Annotated in this window: 12 protein-coding genes and 1 riboswitch; of the genes, 10 read left to right on the top strand and 2 right to left on the bottom strand. The window is 71.1% G+C overall.

Annotated elements, in window-relative coordinates:
• Positions 1 to 75: 75 nt before the first annotated feature.
• Positions 76 to 148, top strand: a riboswitch (cobalamin riboswitch).
• A gap of 53 nt (positions 149 to 201) precedes the next feature.
• The 7 genes from cobN to ACIO1C_RS17655 all read left to right on the top strand — a co-directional run bounded on the left by cobN (position 202) and on the right by ACIO1C_RS17655 (position 11,149).
• Positions 202 to 3,843, top strand: coding sequence for a cobaltochelatase subunit CobN (cobN, locus tag ACIO1C_RS17625; RefSeq protein WP_401864280.1), 3,642 nt, complete (start codon positions 202 to 204; stop codon positions 3,841 to 3,843).
• A gap of 248 nt (positions 3,844 to 4,091) precedes the next feature.
• Positions 4,092 to 5,333, top strand: coding sequence for an alkaline phosphatase (locus ACIO1C_RS17630; protein ID WP_401864282.1), 1,242 nt, complete (start codon positions 4,092 to 4,094; stop codon positions 5,331 to 5,333).
• Between the two features lie 364 nt (positions 5,334 to 5,697).
• Complete coding sequence (locus ACIO1C_RS17635) at positions 5,698 to 7,224, top strand: phenylacetate--CoA ligase family protein (RefSeq protein ID WP_401864284.1); 1,527 nt, start codon at positions 5,698 to 5,700, stop codon at positions 7,222 to 7,224.
• The gene (locus ACIO1C_RS17640) at positions 7,221 to 8,264 is read left to right on the top strand and encodes a hypothetical protein (protein WP_401864286.1); all 1,044 of its coding nucleotides are present in this window, start codon (positions 7,221 to 7,223) and stop codon (positions 8,262 to 8,264) included. The genes ACIO1C_RS17635 and ACIO1C_RS17640 overlap by 4 nt, the downstream gene beginning before the upstream one ends.
• A gap of 65 nt (positions 8,265 to 8,329) precedes the next feature.
• On the top strand, positions 8,330 to 9,208 hold the full coding sequence (locus tag ACIO1C_RS17645; protein WP_401864289.1) for an MOSC domain-containing protein: 879 nt from the start codon (positions 8,330 to 8,332) through the stop codon (positions 9,206 to 9,208).
• Between the two features lie 176 nt (positions 9,209 to 9,384).
• Positions 9,385 to 10,545 carry a hypothetical protein gene (locus ACIO1C_RS17650; RefSeq protein WP_401865054.1) on the top strand — a complete coding sequence of 387 codons (1,161 nt, stop codon included), beginning with the start codon at positions 9,385 to 9,387 and terminating at the stop codon, positions 10,543 to 10,545.
• Positions 10,546 to 10,570: 25 nt separating this feature from the next.
• The gene (locus ACIO1C_RS17655) at positions 10,571 to 11,149 is read left to right on the top strand and encodes a flavoprotein (protein WP_401864292.1); all 579 of its coding nucleotides are present in this window, start codon (positions 10,571 to 10,573) and stop codon (positions 11,147 to 11,149) included.
• 21 nt (positions 11,150 to 11,170) lie between these two features.
• Here ACIO1C_RS17655 and ACIO1C_RS17660 read toward each other — a convergent pair whose 3' ends face one another.
• A complete protein-coding gene (locus ACIO1C_RS17660; protein ID WP_401864295.1) occupies positions 11,171 to 11,914 on the bottom strand; it encodes a hypothetical protein in 744 nt (247 codons plus the stop codon).
• A gap of 172 nt (positions 11,915 to 12,086) precedes the next feature.
• On the opposite strand from ACIO1C_RS17660, the gene ACIO1C_RS17665 reads away from it, so the two are divergent.
• The 3 genes from ACIO1C_RS17665 to ACIO1C_RS17675 all read left to right on the top strand — a co-directional run bounded on the left by ACIO1C_RS17665 (position 12,087) and on the right by ACIO1C_RS17675 (position 16,691).
• Positions 12,087 to 13,295, top strand: coding sequence for a HupE/UreJ family protein (locus ACIO1C_RS17665; RefSeq protein WP_401864298.1), 1,209 nt, complete (start codon positions 12,087 to 12,089; stop codon positions 13,293 to 13,295).
• A gap of 210 nt (positions 13,296 to 13,505) precedes the next feature.
• Positions 13,506 to 15,482, top strand: a complete 1,977-nt coding sequence (locus ACIO1C_RS17670) for a fibronectin type III domain-containing protein (RefSeq protein WP_401864301.1) — start codon at positions 13,506 to 13,508, stop codon at positions 15,480 to 15,482.
• A gap of 141 nt (positions 15,483 to 15,623) precedes the next feature.
• A complete protein-coding gene (locus tag ACIO1C_RS17675; protein WP_401864304.1) occupies positions 15,624 to 16,691 on the top strand; it encodes a WxL protein peptidoglycan domain-containing protein in 1,068 nt (355 codons plus the stop codon).
• 180 nt (positions 16,692 to 16,871) lie between these two features.
• Here ACIO1C_RS17675 and ACIO1C_RS17680 read toward each other — a convergent pair whose 3' ends face one another.
• Positions 16,872 to 17,438, bottom strand: coding sequence for a hypothetical protein (locus tag ACIO1C_RS17680; RefSeq protein WP_161308980.1), 567 nt, complete (start codon positions 17,436 to 17,438; stop codon positions 16,872 to 16,874).
• Between the last annotated feature and the right edge of the window lie 103 nt (positions 17,439 to 17,541).

The raw sequence follows: 17,541 nt of genomic DNA on the forward strand, positions 1-17,541 counted from the left end.
CCTGCACCACCTACTATGCAGACGTATGCAGACGGCGGGCCGCCAGGTCCGCCACCGTCAGCGACGGCGTCAGGGGAGGAAGCCCGGTGCGAATCCGGCGCGGTCCCGCCACTGTGAGCCCGGCAGCAGCCGGGTGAGTCAGGAACTCCCGCCGTCCTCCCACCGCCCGGGGCGCGGACCCCGAGGAAGGCCAGACGCCGCATGATCCTGCTCCTGTCGACCTCCGACACCGACCTGCTCAGCGCCCGCGCCGCCAACGGGGCGGGCGGACCGGTCCCGTTCCGGTACGCGAACCCGGCCCGGCTCGCGCTGGACGACCTGCCCGCGCTCCTGGACGGCGCCGACCTCGTCGTCGTACGGCTCCTCGGCGGGCTGCGCGCCTGGCAGGAGGGGATCGACCTCCTTCTCGCCCACGACCGGCCCGTTGTCGTCCTCACCGGCGAACAGGCCCCCGACGCGCAGCTGATGGAGGCCTCCACCGTCCCCATCGGCATCGCCGCCGAGGCGCACGCCTACCTGGCCCACGGCGGGCCCGCCAACCTCGACCAGCTGGCGCGGTTCCTCTCCGACACGGTCCTGCTGACCGGGCACGGCTTTGAACCGCCCGAGCCCGCGCCGACCTGGGGCCGGGTCCACCGCCGGGTGGAGACGCTGGACGCCCTCGGCCGCCGACCGGTCGTCGCCGTGCTCTACTACCGGGCCCACCACCTGAGCGGCAACACCGCCTTCATCGACACGCTGTGCGAGGCCGTCGAGGACGCGGGCGGGCGGGCCGTGCCGATCTTCGTCGCCTCCCTGCGCGCCCCCGAGCCCGAGTTGCTCAAGGCCCTGGGCGGGGTCGACGTCATCGTCACCACCGTGCTGGCCGCCGGGGGCACCCGGCCCGCCGAGGCCTCGGCCGGCGGGGACGACGAGTCCTGGGACGCGGGCGCGCTCGCCGCCCTGGACGTGCCGATCCTCCAGGCCCTCTGCCTCACCAGCAGCCGCGCCGCCTGGGAGGAGAGCGACGAGGGGCTGTCGCCGCTGGACGCCGCGTCGCAGGTCGCGGTGCCGGAGTTCGACGGGCGGCTCATCACCGTCCCCTTCTCCTTCAAGGAGATCGACGAGGACGGCCTCCCGTCGTACGTCGCGGACCGCGAGCGGTCGGCGCGCGTCGCCGGGATCGCCGTACGGCACGGGCGTCTGCGCCACATCATGAACCAGGACAAGCGCCTCGCCCTGGTGCTCTCCGCCTACCCGACGAAGCACTCCCGGATCGGGAACGCGGTGGGGCTCGACACCCCCGCCAGCGCGATCGTCCTGCTGCGTGAGCTGCGCGACCAGGGCTACGACTTCGGCGACGAAGAGGTCCCCGGCCTGGAGTCCGGCGACGGCGACGAGTTGATCTACGCCCTGATCGAGGCCGGCGGCCACGACCAGGAGTGGCTCACCGAGGAGCAGTTGGCCCGCAACCCGGTCCGGATACCCGCCGCCGACTACCGGCGGTGGTTCGCACAGCTCCCCGCCGACCTGCGGGAAGCGGTCGAGCGGCACTGGGGTCCGGCACCGGGCGAGATGTTCCTCGACAAGAGCCGCGTCGGCAACGGCGGCGACCCGGACGGCGACATCGTCCTCGCGGCGCTGCGGCGCGGGAACCTGCTGATCCTCATCCAGCCGCCGCGCGGCTTCGGCGAGAACCCCATCGCGATCTACCACGACCCCGACCTGCCGCCCTCGCACCACTACCTGGCCGCCTACCGCTGGATCCAGGCGTCCCAGGAGGACGGCGGGTTCGGCGCCGACGCCATGATCCACCTCGGCAAGCACGGCAATCTGGAGTGGCTGCCCGGCAAGAACGCGGGCCTGTCCGCCTCCTGCGCGCCCGACGCGGCCCTCGGCGACCTGCCGTTGATCTACCCCTTCCTGGTCAACGACCCGGGCGAGGGCACCCAGGCCAAGCGGCGCGTCCACGCCACGCTCGTGGACCACCTGGTGCCGCCGATGGCGCGCGCCGAGTCGTACGGCGACATCGCGCGGCTGGAACAGCTCCTGGACGAGCACGCGGCGATCGCCTCCATGGACCCGGCCAAGCTGCCCGCGATCCGCGCCCAGATCTGGACGCTGATCCAGGCGGCCAAGCTCGACCACGACCTGGGGGTGGCGGACCGCCCGGAGGACGAGGGCTTCGACGAGTTCATCCTCCATCTCGACGGCTGGCTCTGCGAGATCAAGGACGCGCAGATCCGCGACGGTCTGCACGTCCTCGGCGGGGCGCCCGCCGGGGCCGCGCGCGTCAACCTGGTCCTGGCCATCCTGCGCGCCCGCCAGATCTGGGGCGGCACGTCGTCCCTGCCAGGACTGCGCGAGGCCCTGGGCCTGGACGAGTCGGCCGCCACCCGCACCACCGCCGACGAGGCCGAGGAGCAGGCCCGCGCGCTGGTGCAGGCGATGGAGGACGCCGGCTGGGACCCGGCCGCCGCGCCCCGTATCGCCGCAGGCCACGACCAGGCGGTCGCGGACATCCTCGACTTCGCCGCCCGCGAGGTCGTCCCGCGCCTGGCCGGCACGACGGACGAGATCGACCACGTCCTGCACGCGCTGGACGGCGGGTTCGTCCCGGCGGGCCCGTCCGGGTCCCCGCTGCGCGGCCTGGTCAACGTCCTGCCGACCGGCCGCAACTTCTACTCCGTCGACCCCAAGGCCGTCCCGTCCCGCCTCGCCTGGGAGACGGGCCAGGCCCTCGCGGACTCCCTCCTGGAGCGGTACCGCACCGACCATGGCGACTGGCCCACCTCCGTCGGGCTGTCCCTCTGGGGTACGAGCGCGATGCGCACCTCGGGCGACGACATCGCGGAGGCGCTCGCGCTGCTCGGCATCCGGCCCGTCTGGGACGACGCGTCCCGCCGCGTGACCGGCATCGAGCCGATATCCGCCGCCGAGCTGGGCCGCCCCCGCATCGACGTCACCCTCCGTATCAGCGGCTTCTTCCGCGACGCCTTCCCGCACGCGATCGGGCTGCTGGACGACGCGGTCCGGCTCGCCGCCTCGCTGGACGAGCCCGCCGACGCGAACTTCATCCGCGCCCACGCCCAGGCCGACCTGGCCGAGCACGGCGACGAACGGCGCGCCACCACCCGTATCTTCGGCTCCCGGCCCGGTACGTACGGCGCGGGGATCCTCCAGCTCATCGACAGCCGCGACTGGCGTACGGACGCGGACCTCGCCGAGGTCTACACGGTCTGGGGCGGGTACGCGTACGGGCGTGAACTGGACGGCCGCCCGGCGCGCGGCGAGATGGAGACCGCGTACAAGCGCATCGCGGTGGCCGCCAAGAACACGGACACCCGCGAGCACGACATCGCGGACTCGGACGACTACTTCCAGTACCACGGCGGGATGGTGGCCACGGTGCGCGCGCTCAAGGGCACCGCCCCGGAGGCGTACATCGGCGACTCGACCCGCCCCGAGACGGTCCGTACGCGCACGCTGGTGGAGGAGACCTCGCGGGTCTTCCGCGCCCGGGTGGTCAATCCGCGCTGGATCGAGGCGATGCGCCGCCACGGCTACAAGGGCGCCTTTGAACTGGCGGCGACCGTCGACTACCTCTTCGGGTACGACGCGACGACCGGCGTCGTGGCCGACTGGATGTACGACAAGCTGACGGAGACGTACGTACTGGATCCGGAGAACCGGCAGTTCCTCCAGGAGGCCAACCCGTGGGCGCTGCACGGGATCGCCGAGCGGCTGCTGGAGGCCGAGTCGCGCGGGATGTGGGAGAAGCCGGACCCGGCGGTGCTGGACGCGCTGCGGCAGGTGTTCCTGGAGACCGAGGGCGACCTGGAGGACAACGGCGCCGAGGACTGACGGCGACGGCGCCGAGGACTGACGGCGACGGCGCCGAGGACTGACGGCGACGGCACCGAAGGCGGACGGCGACGGCACCGAGGACGGACGGCGTTCCGCCCTGTGTGTTTCCTTGTCCGCCACCTTCCCTTCACGATGGAGACGGTTCCGTTGCGTAACTTCCCTGGTGAAAGCTTTGCGATCCACTAGGAGCTGTTGTGAACAGACGCGTGCGTAGTGCGCGATGGGGCGCGCCCGTCGCTGCGGCGGTGACCGCCGCCGTGGCGACGATGGTGCTCAACCCGACGCTGGGTGCGTCGGCCGCTGCTCCGCAGTCCGCGGCGAAGGCCAAGGCGCCCACCGCGAAGAACGTCATCTTCATCAACGGTGACGGCATGGGCGCCGCGATGCGCGAGGCGGGGCGCCTGCACCTCGCCGGCCTGGAAGGCCAGTTGGCCATGGACCGCCTCACCGCGTCCGGCCAGCTCACCACCACCCCGCACGACCCGAAGGCCGTCGTGACGGACTCCGCCGCGGCGGCGACCGCGTGGGCCACGGGCGAGAAGACGTACAACGGCGCGATCAGCGTCGACGTGGACGGCAACCCGCTGGCGACCCTGGGCCAGCAGGCCAAGGCGGCCGGCAAGGCCACCGGCCTGGTCACCACCGCCCAGGTCACCGACGCGTCGCCGGCGGCGTTCTTCTCCAACACCGCGGACCGCGGGAAGCAGGACGAGATCGCCCGCCAGTACCTCGACGTCAGCAAGCCCGACGTCATCCTCGGCGGCGGCGAGGACTGGTGGCTCCCCGCCGGCACGCCGGGCGCCTTCAAGGACAAGCCCGCCGAGGACACGTCCGAGGCGAGCAAGGGCACCAAGGGCAACCTGATCCAGAAGGCCAAGAAGGCCGGCTACTCGTACGTCACGAGTGCGAAGGAACTGGACAAGGCCAAGAACGGCAAGATCCTGGGCCTCTTCGCCAACGAGGAGCTGTTCCAGCAGCACCCCGAGGGCCAGGGCGACGTCTACAGCCCGGTCGTGGACCTCGGGACCATGACCAGCAAGGCGCTGGGCAGCCTGGACAAGAACAAGAAGGGCTTCTTCCTCGTGGTCGAGGAGGAGGGCACCGACGAGTTCGCGCACTCCAACAACGGCACGCGCGTCCTCCAGTCCATGCAGCAGTTGGAGAAGGCCGTCGCGGTCGCCCGCGCCTACGTGGCGACGCACCCCGACACCCTGCTCGTCGTGACGGGCGACCACGAGACCGGTGGTCTCGCGGTCGAGGAGAACGACGCCACCGACGAGTCCGGGGACGCGATCTCGGCCGAGGACGGGCCGTTCAGCATTCGCGGAAGCGACCGTACGTTCACCATCGACTGGACCACGTCGGGCCACACCAGCGTGGACGTCCCGGTGACGGCGAGCGGCCCCCTCTCGGACCGCTTCTCGGGCAAGCACCCGAACACGTACGTGCACGACGTGCTGCGTCAGGTGCTGGCGCCGCGCCGCTGAGCAGGCCGGAGCGAAGCAGTAGGGACCGCGGGCCCCGGGGAGTGATCCCCGGGGCCCGCGGCCGTGTACGACACGTGTCACCCGGTGCTCGATCGCGAATCCAGTTCGTCGGACTAAACCGTTGATCAGTCAACTGCGTTCCCTTAAGGTCGCGTTCATCGAACGACCGCCCCCGGTCGGGAGTGCACCACCAGGAGCCCAGCCGTCCCCGGGCGGCGCCGAACAAGGGAGATCCATCATGGTCAAGCACTACGTCAAGTACGCGTTCAGCACGCTCACCGCGGCCATGTTCGCCAGCATGGTCTGACGTTCGGCCCCGGCCTGGACCGGGAGGAAAAACCCGGTCCAGGCATCAGGAGGCCCCTTGTTCGGCACCGCCCTCAGTCAACTCCGGTACGGCATGGCGATCCTCCGCAACCGCCGCATCCGCCCGCAGGACCTGGAACGCATAGCCCACGATCTGATCGCGACCCTGGCCGAGTTCGGCGAGCCGGGGGCGGACTCGGCTCTGCTGCCCGGCCAGGCAGGGGCCGTCGACCCCGCCGTACGACGGACCGTCACGGAGCGCAGCCTGCGGGCCACCGCGGTGGCCGCCGCCCGGCACACCGCCCACTACCGGCGGACCTTCGACGCCCTGGGACTCGACCCGGGCACCCTCACCCCGGAGACCTGGGACCGCGTACCGGTCACGCCCAAAGAAGCCCTGCGCGGTCTGCCGGCCGCCTTCGTGTCCGCCGCCTCCACCCCCGCGCTGATGGCGCTCACCACCGGGACCAGCGGCACCCCCACCGCCGTCTGGTTCTCCCGGGACGAGGTGGAGATCTCGGTCGCGATGAGTACCGTCTCGGCCGTGCTCGGCATGGGCCTGCGGCCCCGCCACACCATGGCGTACGCGGGCTGCTCCCGGGCGACCCTGCCGCTGCTCAACGTGGAGGAGTCGGTGACCCGCATCGGCGCCTCCTTCATCCAGATCGGCACCGTGGACCCGGCCGTGGCGCTCGACCGGCTGGCCACCCCGCTCGGCCTGCGGGGCAAGGCTCCCCAGATCACCCACCTGACGGTCTCCGCGTCCTACCTCTCCGCCCTCGTCGAGGAAGCGGAGAGGAACGGCTGGCACGCCTCGGACTTCGGCCTGGAGTCCATCGGCGTCGGCGGTGAAGTGCTCTCCGACCCCTTGCGGGAGCGGGCCGCGGCAGCCCTGGGCGCCCGGATCACCACGGCGTACATGATGACCGAGAGCATCCCCTCGGGCGGTACGCCGTGCACCGAGGGACATCTGCACCACACCACCGAGTTCGGGCACCTGGAGATCCTCGACCCCGTGACACACGAGCCGACGCCGCCGGGCGCCGTCGGCGTCATCGTGCAGACGCCGTACGTCCCCTACCGGGACTGCACCCTGCTGCTGCGCTACGCGACCGGTGACCTGGTCGCGCGCCCCGAGGCCGAGCCCACCTGCGAGCTGGCCCATCTGCCCGCGACCTCGCCCGTACTCGGCCGCTGGTCGGGGCCGCGGAGCATCGCGGTACCCACCCGGTCGGTGCTGAACCTGCTGGAGTCCGAACCGGACGTCCCGCTGCCGGCGCGCTACGCCCTGGCCGACGGTGCGGGGGCCGACCGCCTGCGAGCCGACCGCCTGGGGGCCGACCGCCCGGAGGCCGACCGCCCGGGGAGCACCGTCCTCCATGTCCTGGTCCGCCGGCTGCCCGCCGCCGCCCTGCTCGGCAGGCTGGAGGAGCGGGCCGCGGCGGAGGGCCTCGCGCTGGACGGCATCGTGCTCCACGACGATCCGGCCACGCTGCCGCCGACCGGCCCGGTCCGCGCCGATCTGCGCGAGCACACCTTCGAATCGCCCCGCCCCGCCGCCGTACGCGTCGCGAGCCCCGCGTGAGTACGGCCCTCGCCCTCGTGGGCCTCAACGGCGCGGTCGCCGCGATCACGGCGGCGGGCGCCGTCTACTTCACGCGCGTCCGGATGCCCCGGCCCCCGGTCGGCAAGTACGAACTGCCCGACGTCGCCGTGATGACCGCCGTCGTGGTGGCGGCTCCCCTGGCGTATCTGGCCATGCCCCGGACCCTGGTGGCCGTCGTCTTCGGCCTGGTCCTCTGCGCGGCGCTCCAGTTCACCCTCGCGCCGCTGACCGGCGGCGGGCGGGCCTGGCTCGCCTCGGTGGTCTCCGTGGCCGCCACCGCCGTGTGCGCGTTCGCGGACCTGCCGGTCGCCGTGACGGCCCTGACCGATGTCCTGCTCGCCGTCGCCGTGGTGGGGGTGGCCAACATGTGGGCGCAGAGCGGGATGCGCTCCGTCCACGCGGCGTGGTTCGCGGGCGCGCTCTGCTGCTACGACCTGGTGGCGACCGGACTCACCTCCGTCATGGACCGGTTCGCCGCCCAGGTCATGGGGCTGCCGTTCGCCCCGCTGCTGGCGGTCACCCAGGGCAGACCACCGGTGGCCCTCGGACTGGGCGACCTGCTGCTCCTGGTGCTCTTCCCCCTCGTGGCGCTCAAGGCCTTCGGGTGGGCCGCCGGTCTTCTCGCGGCCGGGGTCGGACTCGCGGTGTCGGCGGGCGTCAGCCTGCTGTTCGGCCTGGGGGTGCTGACGGGGGCGTTCCCGCTCCTCACGGCACTGGGACCGCTGATCGTGCTCCAGCACGTGCTGTGGTCACGCGCCAGGTCGGGCGAGCGGACCACCGCCGAGTGGCGCGCGGGAACACCGCGCCCGGCGGCGGACACCCCCACGGACCCCGACCCGGCACTGCTCCAGGCCCTCGAACCGGCCGGCGTGGACGCCCTGCGGGCGGACCTGTCCCCGGGCGACTGGCTCGCGGTGGTCGACGGCCGGGCGGTGGGCAGCGGGAAGTCGGCCGGTCAGGCCCGCAGGGACGCCCGGCTGCGCGGCTGCGCGTCGGTGCCTGTGGTACGGCAGCACTGAGCCGCGCCGTAGTGCGGTTCTGAACCAAGGAGATGCGAACGTCCCCCACGCCTTAGCCTGGCCGGGTGGCCCGAGTTGTGGAGTTGACTACGTATCCCGTCAAGGGATGCGCCGGTGTGGAGCTGACCGAGGCGCTGATGACCGAGGCGGGCCTCGCCCATGACCGCGGTTTCATGGTGGTCGACGGGGACGGGGTGTTCCGCAGCCAGCGGCGGGATCCGCGACTGGCGGTGATCCGGCCGGGGATCGGCGCGAACGGTGATCAACTGACGCTGAGGGTACGGGGCGTCGAGGGCCCGCGCGTCGAGGACCTGTGCGTCGACGTGGACCGTACGTCCGCGAGTGTCGGCGTCGAGATGTTCGGCACGCCCTACCGCGCCGTCGACCAGGGCGAGGCGGCCGCCCGTTGGCTCACCCACGTGCTGGGCGCGCCCAGCCGGCTGGTGCGCGTGCCACCGGACCACACGCGGGCGACCGACGGGCTGACCCCCGGCACCTGCGGCTTCGCCGACAGCGGAGCCGTACACCTCATATCGCGTGCGTCGCTCACCGCGCTCAACGCGCGCATCACGGAGGGCGGCGGAGCCGCGCTCCCCATGTCCCGCTTCCGCCCGAACATCGTCATCGACGACGACCGGGCGCCGGAGGCGGGGGCTGGGAGGGGCGATGCCTCCGCCCCGCACCACGAGGACGGTTTCCGCCGGATGACCATAGGCGATACGGAGCTGGGCTTCACGAAGCTCGCCATCCGGTGCGCGGTCACCCTGGTCGACCAGCCGACGGGCGTACGGGCCGGGCCCGAGCCGCTGCGGACGCTCGCGCTGTACCGCAGGGCGACGGTGGGCGGGGTCGCGTTCGGCACCAAGTACGCGGTGCTGCGGCCCGGCAAGCTCGCGCTGGGGGACCTGGTGGACGTCACGGAGTGGGACGAGCCGCGGCTCTGACGGGCTCTGACGGATCTGACGGATCTGACAGCTTTGTCCGCCCTGTCGGCTCTGACAGCTCCGACAGCTCCGACAGCTCTGACCGGGGTACGGACACAGGCACCGGTTAGGCTGAAGCCGCCCGAACCCCCGATCGACCACCCGCCTTTGCGCCCCGGGAGCCTAGTGCCGTGCCGCTGATCTCCCTCCGACCGCCGAGCGGCCTCAGCGATCCGCCGCTCCTCCCGCCCCGCCCCACCCCCCGCCAGGCGGCCCCCGCCCTCGCGCTGTTCGTGGCGATCCGCGCCCTCTGCCTCGTGACCCTGGTCATCTGGTCCCAGCTCGCCGGCCGGAGCGCCCACGAACTGCTCTCGCGGCGCTGGGACTCCCTCTGGTACGTACGGGTCGCCGATCTCGGGTACGGCTACACCCTGCACGCGCCGGACGGCCGGGACCTGTCGAGCATGGCCTTCTTCCCCCTCTACCCCTGGCTGGAGAAGGCGCTCTCCACGGTCCTGTTCCTCAGCCCCGCCGACGCCGGCCTGCTGATCAGCGCCCTGGCCTCGGTGGCGGCGGCCTGGGGCATCTTCGCGGTCGCCGCGCACTGTTACGGCCGCGGGACCGGTGTTGTCCTGGTCGGACTGTGGGCGGCGCTGCCCGTCGGGATCGTCCAGTCGATGGCGTACAGCGAGTCCCTGTTCGTCGCGCTCGCCGCCTGGGCGCTGTACGCGGTGCTCACCGGGCGCTGGATCGTGGCGGGTTCCCTGGCGTGCCTCGCGGGGCTGACCCGGCCGGTGGGTCTCGCGGTGAGCGCGGCGCTGATCGTCACGGCCGCGCTCGGCGCGCGAACCGCGCGGCCGACCGTACGGATCGTCGCCGGTTGCGCCCTCGCGCCGCTGGGCGCGGTGGCTTACATCCTCTGGGTGGGCGCCCGACAGGGGACTCTCTTCGGCTACCTGGACGTGCAGTCCGGGTGGGGGAACGGGTTCGACGGCGGCCTGGCGTTCGCCCGCTTCCTGGCGGACGGCATGACCGGCACCCCGTCCGCCGCGCTCGCCGCCGTACTGCTGGTGGCCCTTGTTCTCCTGGCGGCGTGGCCGCACTGGATCGGTGTACGCCAGCTCCAGCCGCCCGCGCTTGTGGTCTACAGCGCGGTGGTCACGGTCCTGGCGGTGGGAGCGGCGGGCTACTTCGGTTCCAAACCCCGGCTTCTGCTCCCCGCGTTCCCCCTCCTCCTGCCCCTGGCGGTCGTCCTGGCCCGCTCCCGCCCGTGGGTCACGTACCTCACCCTGACCGTGATGACAACGGTCGCCGCGCTGTACGGCGCCTTCTGGCTGAACGGCTCGGGCCCGCCGTGATCCCCGCTCACGCTCTGGAGTGCTGATGGCTGTTCCGTCCGACCGGTCCGAGAAGCCGTTCCTGTACGTCGTCGTCTGCGCGGCGGGTGTCGCGGGCGGTGTGGGTACGTTGATCACCGCCGCGCACGCGCGGGGCTGGGCGGTGGGGGTGATCGCGACGCCCCAGGGACTCGGCTTCATCGACGCCGACGCGGTGGTGGCACGGACCGGCCATCCGGTGCGTTCGGCGTGGAGGCGTCCCGGGGAACCGCGCCCGCTGCCGCCGCCGGACGCGATCGCGGTGGCGCCGGCCACGTTCAACACGGTCAACAAGTGGGCGGCGGGCATCTCGGACACGCTGGCGCTGGGGACGTTGTGCGAGGCGTACGGAACGGGCGTACCCACGGCCGTACTGCCGTACCTGAACGCCGACCTGGCCGCGCACCCCGCGTACCACCGGAGTCTCGGCCAACTCCGTGAGATGGGGGTTCTGATCAGCGCGCTCGCGCCGCACCCGTCCGGGGAGGCCGGCGCCGAGGACGCCTTCCGGTGGGAGGAGGCGCTGGACCTGCTGGAGCCGAGGGTGTTCGGGGCCTCTCGGGGCCCTGCCGGGCCACAGGGCTGACGCTTCTCCGCAGGCCGTCCCTCAGTGCTCGTCCAGCCAGATCACGATCCCCGTCAGGTCGTTGAGCACCGCCGCGGCCCCCGCCCTGATCGCCGCCGCGCAGCGCGCCGCCGTGAACGACGCCGGGTCGTACGTCGAGGACGCGCCCAGCCCCTCGCCGCGGAACGACGCCCCGGACCAGTCGACCGCCGTGACGTTCCCGGTCGGTTCGGCCAGTTCCGCGCCCACGACGAGGAATGGCTGTGACAGGTGGTTGGGGGTGACCATCGCGAGAGGGTCCACCAGGTCGTTGCCCGCGCTGACGATCAGGTCCGGGGCCATGTCCATGGCCTTGGTGATGCTGGGGATGTAGTCGGACGGGCGGTCGGCGACCACCGTCCTGAGGTCGACGTCCTCGTCCCCGGCCCAGTCCTCGACCGCCTTCACCAGGGCCTTGGTCGGGCGGTCGTCCCCGGTGGTGAGCAGGACCACCCGGTAGTTCTCCGACGGGTGGACGTCACTCCACGAGCCGGGCCGTGGCGTGACGGTCGCCTCCGGCGCGGGCGAGGCGGCGGCGAACTCCCGGCCGAGAGCGCCGACTGCCGTGGGCGCGGGGTGCGGCTGTGACCAGTCGTCGGAGCCGGAGCCGGAGCCGGAGCCGGAGTTGGAGCCGGAGCCGGAGTTGGAGTTGGAGCCGAAGCCGAGACCGAAGCCGCACCCGGCGGCCAGTACGGCCGTCGCGGCGGTCGCGGCCGACGCGGCGAGGGCCCGAAGGTGGGGGCGCAAGGGGATCGTCCTCCGAGTGATGGCGGATGGTGCGCCTACATCCTCCTATCAGATTTCCCGTCCGCTTCCTCCGCAGGTGTCGTTCTCACGCATGTTTTTCCACGGTTCGCCGCCGGGCCGGTTCGTGTTCATCCCCGACATGCAGCGTGCACACGCAACCTGAAGGAGTCACATGTCACCACGGGTGCGCCGCGTCATCATCGGGATCACCGCGGCGCTGATCGTTTTCCTGGGCACCGCACAGCCGGCGTCCGCCCACGGCTTCTCGTCGACCGTGTACGTCGACGTCGCGGCGGGCGACGACGGTCACATACGGACGAGGCTCAAGCTCGAATACGACCTCTTCGTCGTGTCCACCGCCGACTTCGAGGGCGACGACGCCCTCTTCCGTACGGGGACAGCCGCGTTCGACGCCGGTGACACCCCCCGGCAGGCCGCGGCGCTCAACGCCCATACGAAGTCGGCCGTCGCGTACGTCACCCGGCGCTTCTCGGTCACCTCGGGCGGCAAGGCCTGTACGCCGGCCCGGGTCGGCCCCTTCACGATGAGCCGGCACGAGGGCGTGCCGTACACCGATCTGCTGCTCGACTGGACCTGTCCGGAGCGGAGTGACGCCCACGAGGTGCGCGGCGAACTGTTCCCCGACTCCGAGAAGTACGTCACCGGTACGAAGACGATCGTCACGTACGACCTCGACGGCCGGTCCGGCAGTGCGGCGCTCGACGCCGAGCACCCGTCCTTCTCGACCGGGCAGGCGTGGTACGAGCGGTTCTGGGAGTTCTTCCGCCTGGGCGCCGAACACCTGCTGACCGGCATCGACCACATCCTGTTCCTGCTGGCGCTCATCGCCGGGTCGCGGCGGCTGCGGGAGATCGTGCTCGCGGCGACCAGTTTCACCCTCGCGCACTCGGTGACGTTCCTGCTCGCCGCGCTCGGTCTGGTCGACGTGCCCGCGCGGGTCGTGGAGCCCGTCATCGCGCTGTCGATCGCGGTGGTCGCGGGCTGGTACCTGTGGCGGATCTGGCGGCAGGGCGGCCGCGCGGCGGACCTGGAGACGGAGGGGCGCGGTCACTTCAGCCTCGACCGCGCGGGCTGGACCCGCCTGGGGGTGGTGTTCTGCTTCGGCCTGGTGCACGGGCTGGGGTTCGCGGGCGCGCTGGGGATCGACGAGGCGTGGTCGTGGACGCTGTTGTGGTCGCTGCTGGTGTTCAACGTCGGCATCGAGACCGTACAGCTGACGATCATCGCTCTCGTCTTCCCGCTGCTGACGCTGTTGCGCCACCGGGCGCCGACGGCCGGGCTGTGGGTGACCGGGGCGATTTCGGCGGGGGTGTCCGCGATGGGGCTGGTCTGGTGCGTGGAGCGGCTGTTCGGGATATGAACCCGGGACGGAGTTCGCCTACGGGGCGGAGTTCGCGTACGGGGCGGAGTTCGCGTACGGAGCGGACTGTGCGTACGGGGCGGACTGCCCGTACGAGCGGCGAAGTTCAGCCAATCCCACCATCGCATTCTCGGCCGGTTCACTCTGTGGAGAGACCTTAACAACGTCATTACATGCACCCCCCCGTGCACATAAAGGAACGAAGAACCGATGAAATCGAGCACCTCGACACAGGCCTCCGGGCTTGTGCGGCGCCGCGTGGCCACCGGGGTCACCGCGGCAGTCCTGGGCCTGACCGTCGCCCTCGGCAGCGGGCTGGCGTCCCCTGCCGCCGCCGCCGAACCGGCCACGCTCTCCGGCATCATCCTCGGTGTGGGCGCGAACGAGACCCAGCGCACCGTGACGTGGTACTCCTCCGCCGACACCGCGCAGAAGCTCCAGGTCGCCCCGACCTCGGAGCTGGTCAACGGCGAATTCCCCGCCGGCGCGGCCACGTTCGACGCCACCGGCGCGGCGAACATCGCCACCAGCGGCGGTTTCAACCGGCACGCGACGATCACCAGCCTGAAGGAGGACACGGGGTACACGTACCGTGTCGGCACCGAGGGCAACTGGTCCCCGGCGTACTCCTTCAAGACGCAGGACTTCGAAGGCGACTACGACTTCCTCTTCTTCGGCGACCCGCAGATCGGCTCGTCCGGCGACCTGGCGCAGGACCAGGCCGGCTGGCAGGACACCGTGGACGTCGCCACGACGGCCAACCCGAACGCCGAACTCCTCGTGTCGGGCGGTGACCAGGTCGAGACCGCGAACAACGAGTCCCAGTGGAACTCCTTCCTGGCACCCGACAAGCTGCGCTCGTACCCGTGGGCGGCCACCATCGGCAACCACGACGTCGGCGGCAAGGCCTACGAGCAGCACTTCTCGACGCCGAACACGGACCGCTCGGCCCCGCTGTACTCCAACGGGAACCCGGCGTCCAACACGTCCGGCGGTGACTACTGGTACATCTACAAGGATGTGCTGTTCATCGACCTCAACAGCAACAGCTACGCCACCTCGCAGGGCGGCGGCGGTGACGCGGCGCACCTCGCGTACGTCACCGACGTCATCAACAAGCACGGCTCCGAGGCCAAGTGGAAGGTGCTCACGTACCACCACTCGATCTACTCGCCGGCCGACCACGCCAAGGACAGCGACAACAAGGCGCGGCGTGTCGACTTCCCGACCACGTTCTCCAAGCTCGGCGTGGACCTGGTGCTCCAGGGCCACGACCACAGCTATTCGCGCAGCTACCTGATCAAGAACGGTGAGAAGGCGGACCCGGCCGAGAAGCCCGGTGCCGCCGACGTGTACCCCGGTCCCGGCGGTGTCCTGTACGTGACGGGCAACTCGGCCTCGGGCTCGAAGTACTACGACATCACGAAGCCGGACAGCAGCGGTACGAGCGGGGCCGGCAACGGCGCCGACCCGCTGAACCCGGACAGCTACTGGTACAACTCGGTCCAGAACCAGGAGCACGTCCGCACCTACGTCAAGGTGCAGGTGCGCAACGACAAGCTCGTGGTCGAGAACGTACGCAGCGGCACCTGCGCGGCCCCGAACTCGGCCGTCACGCGCGGCTCCTGGTGCAACAACACCGACGCGGACCAGCCCGTCGGCTCGCTGGTCGACAAGGTCAGCGTGCACCCGTACCACGGCGACAGCCAGTCGCTCGCGGTCAACGTGCCGAAGGTCGCTCCGGGTGAGTTCGGCTGGACGATCGACGGTTACAACGGCCTGGTGGACCTCGGTACCGCGCAGGAGCGGAACGGCGACCACTTCGAGGCGGCCGGCAAGATCAACCCGCTGCTCGTCTCGGACAGCCGCCGCTCGCTCGCTCCCTGGTCGGTCTCGGCGAGTGTGAGTGACTTCAAGGACGCCGACAAGACGTTCTCGGGCGCGAACCTCGGTTGGTCGCCGATGATCCTCGACGGTGGCGCGGGCGCCAAGGCCAGTGACCCGGTGGCTTCCGGGTACGACGACCACGGCAAGGGCCTGTCCATCGCGCGCGGCCTCGGTTCGGCCGAGCAGGGGCACCCGCGGGGTTCGGCGCGACTGGGCGCCGACCTCGACCTGAAGATCCCGGACAGCGTTCAGAAGGGTGGCTACCGGGCCACGCTGACGATCACCGCGCTGAGCAGCTGAGCAGCTGAGCAGCTGAGCAGCTGAGTAGCTGAGCGGCTGAGCAGCTGACGTCGCGCTGAGCGACTGACCGGACCCGTCCCACCGGGTGGGGCAGGCGCCCTCCGGCGCCTGCCCCACCTCCCGTTCCAGGAGAACCTCACGATGTACGCGCTCGTCCGTACCGCACCCCGTATCCGCACCACAGCCGCGACCCTGCTCACCGCGCTCGTCATCGCTGTCGGCCTGTCCACCGGCCCCGCGTCGGCGGCCGACGGCGACGTCACCTGGACGGTCAGGACGGCCGCGAACAGCTATGGCGACGACCGTTCCAGCTTCAGCTACGCCGTCAACCCGGGCGGACAGCTCAAGGACGCGATGGTCGTGGCCAACCACGGCAAGACCCCGCTCGACCTCGCGGTCTACACGGCCGACGGCTTCACGACGGACACGGGCCAACTCGACCTGCTGACAAGGGACAAGAAGTCGGTGGGGATCGGCGCCTGGATCCACGCGACCCGCGCCAACGTCACGATCAAGCCCGGCAGGTCGGCCCAACTCCCCTTCACGGCGAAGATCCCCGACAACGCCCCGCCGGGCGACTACGTGGGCGGCATCCTCACCTCCCTCAAGCAGCCGGACGACGCCGAGGGCATCAACGTGGACAGACGCCTGGGAATCCGGGTCAAACTACGCGTGGGCGGCACACTCAAGCCACAGCTGGCGATCGAGAACGTCCACCTGAACCACTCCACCCCGGCGAACCCGTTCGCGAAGGGCGACGCGACGGTCACGTACACGATCCACAACACAGGAAACGCGATCCTGTCGGCACGTCAGTCGGTGGCAATAGCGGGCCCCTTCAACTGGCTGAAGACTGAGGCGACCCACATAACCGCACCCCCGGAACTGCTCCCAGGAGAAACCTGGAAGGTAAAGGTCCCGGTGCACGGAGTGGCCTCAGCCATCCGCCTGAAGGCAACGGTGACGCTCACCCCCATCCTGACGGACGCGTCGGGCTCCACGACCTCCCTGAAACCCACCGAGGCCACCACCCGAGCCTGGTCGATCCCCTGGCCCCTCCTTCTCCTGGCCGCGGCCCTGATCGCCCTCCTGCTGACCACACTCCACCTGACCCGCCGCCGCAGAGCCCACCGAAAGCTCCGCGAGGACGCCCGCGTACAAGAAGCGGTAGAACAGGCCCTGCGCGACCAGCACACCCCAACACCCTGAGAGGGCAGCGTCCCAGGCGGCCTTTCTATGGACGGCAATCGCCGAACAACCCATGGAGGAGCGAGACTTCGCTGACCAGGCTCCGCCGCATGAGTGGTCCGGTGTTGGTGATCGAGCTGGCGGGACGAGGAAGTCATGACCCTCCGCCCCGGCGGGGGATGAGGTCAGGTCAGGGTCAGGTCAGGGCCACACCAGGCAATACGGCTGGTGGCCCGCCTCGTGCAGGCGGTGGCTGAAGTCCTGCCATTCGTGCAGGAGTTGGTAGACGTTGAACGCGTCCCTCGGGCCGCCCCGGTCCGGGACCGTGGACCAGATGAAGGCTGCCGCGCCCACGGATTCCTCGCCGATGTCGCGGAGTGGGTCCACGACCGTCATGGGGAGTTTCACCACCGCGTAGTCCGGGTGCAGGACGACCAGTTCCAGTGGGGGGACCTTGTTCAGGGGCATGCCTTGTATGCCCGTCAGGACCATCGCCGCTATCGTCTCCGGCTTGACCTTCGAGAACATCCCGCCCATACCGAGTTCATCGCCGCCCAATTCCTCCGGACGCATGGAAATCGGGACACGGGCAGCCGTGGCCCCGTCGGGTGCGCCGAAATATTTGTAGGTCACCCCCACCCGGCCACCACTCCTGCTTTCCGGAATCTGCTCGCGCGCCTCGCGCTCGCGTCGCCGGTGCTTACCACGCCGGGCAGGCTCCGGACCGAGATCATCGGTTCCCTCGCCCAGTCCGCCACCGCGATGCATATCTCCACCCGACCACTCGCAGCCCCGGCCGCGCAACCCGATCATCGTGACAGTGACCTCCCCCACGCGCGTGCGGTGAAACACCTGACCGCAAGAACGTCCG

The organism is Streptomyces sp. NPDC087420, from assembly GCF_044744165.1.
GTDB lineage: Bacteria > Actinomycetota > Actinomycetes > Streptomycetales > Streptomycetaceae > Streptomyces.

What these genes read in the sequence shown, in the direction of transcription:
- cobN (WP_401864280.1), top strand. Translation starts at nt 202, where the DNA reads ATGATCCTGCTCCTGTCGACCTCCGACACCGACCTGCTCAGCGCCCGC.
- ACIO1C_RS17655 (WP_401864292.1), top strand. Translation starts at nt 10,571, where the DNA reads ATGGCTGTTCCGTCCGACCGGTCCGAGAAGCCGTTCCTGTACGTCGTC.
- ACIO1C_RS17665 (WP_401864298.1), top strand. Translation starts at nt 12,087, where the DNA reads ATGTCACCACGGGTGCGCCGCGTCATCATCGGGATCACCGCGGCGCTG.
- ACIO1C_RS17670 (WP_401864301.1), top strand. Translation starts at nt 13,506, where the DNA reads ATGAAATCGAGCACCTCGACACAGGCCTCCGGGCTTGTGCGGCGCCGC.
- ACIO1C_RS17675 (WP_401864304.1), top strand. Translation starts at nt 15,624, where the DNA reads ATGTACGCGCTCGTCCGTACCGCACCCCGTATCCGCACCACAGCCGCG.
- ACIO1C_RS17680 (WP_161308980.1), bottom strand. Translation starts at nt 17,438, where the DNA reads ATGCATCGCGGTGGCGGACTGGGCGAGGGAACCGATGATCTCGGTCCG.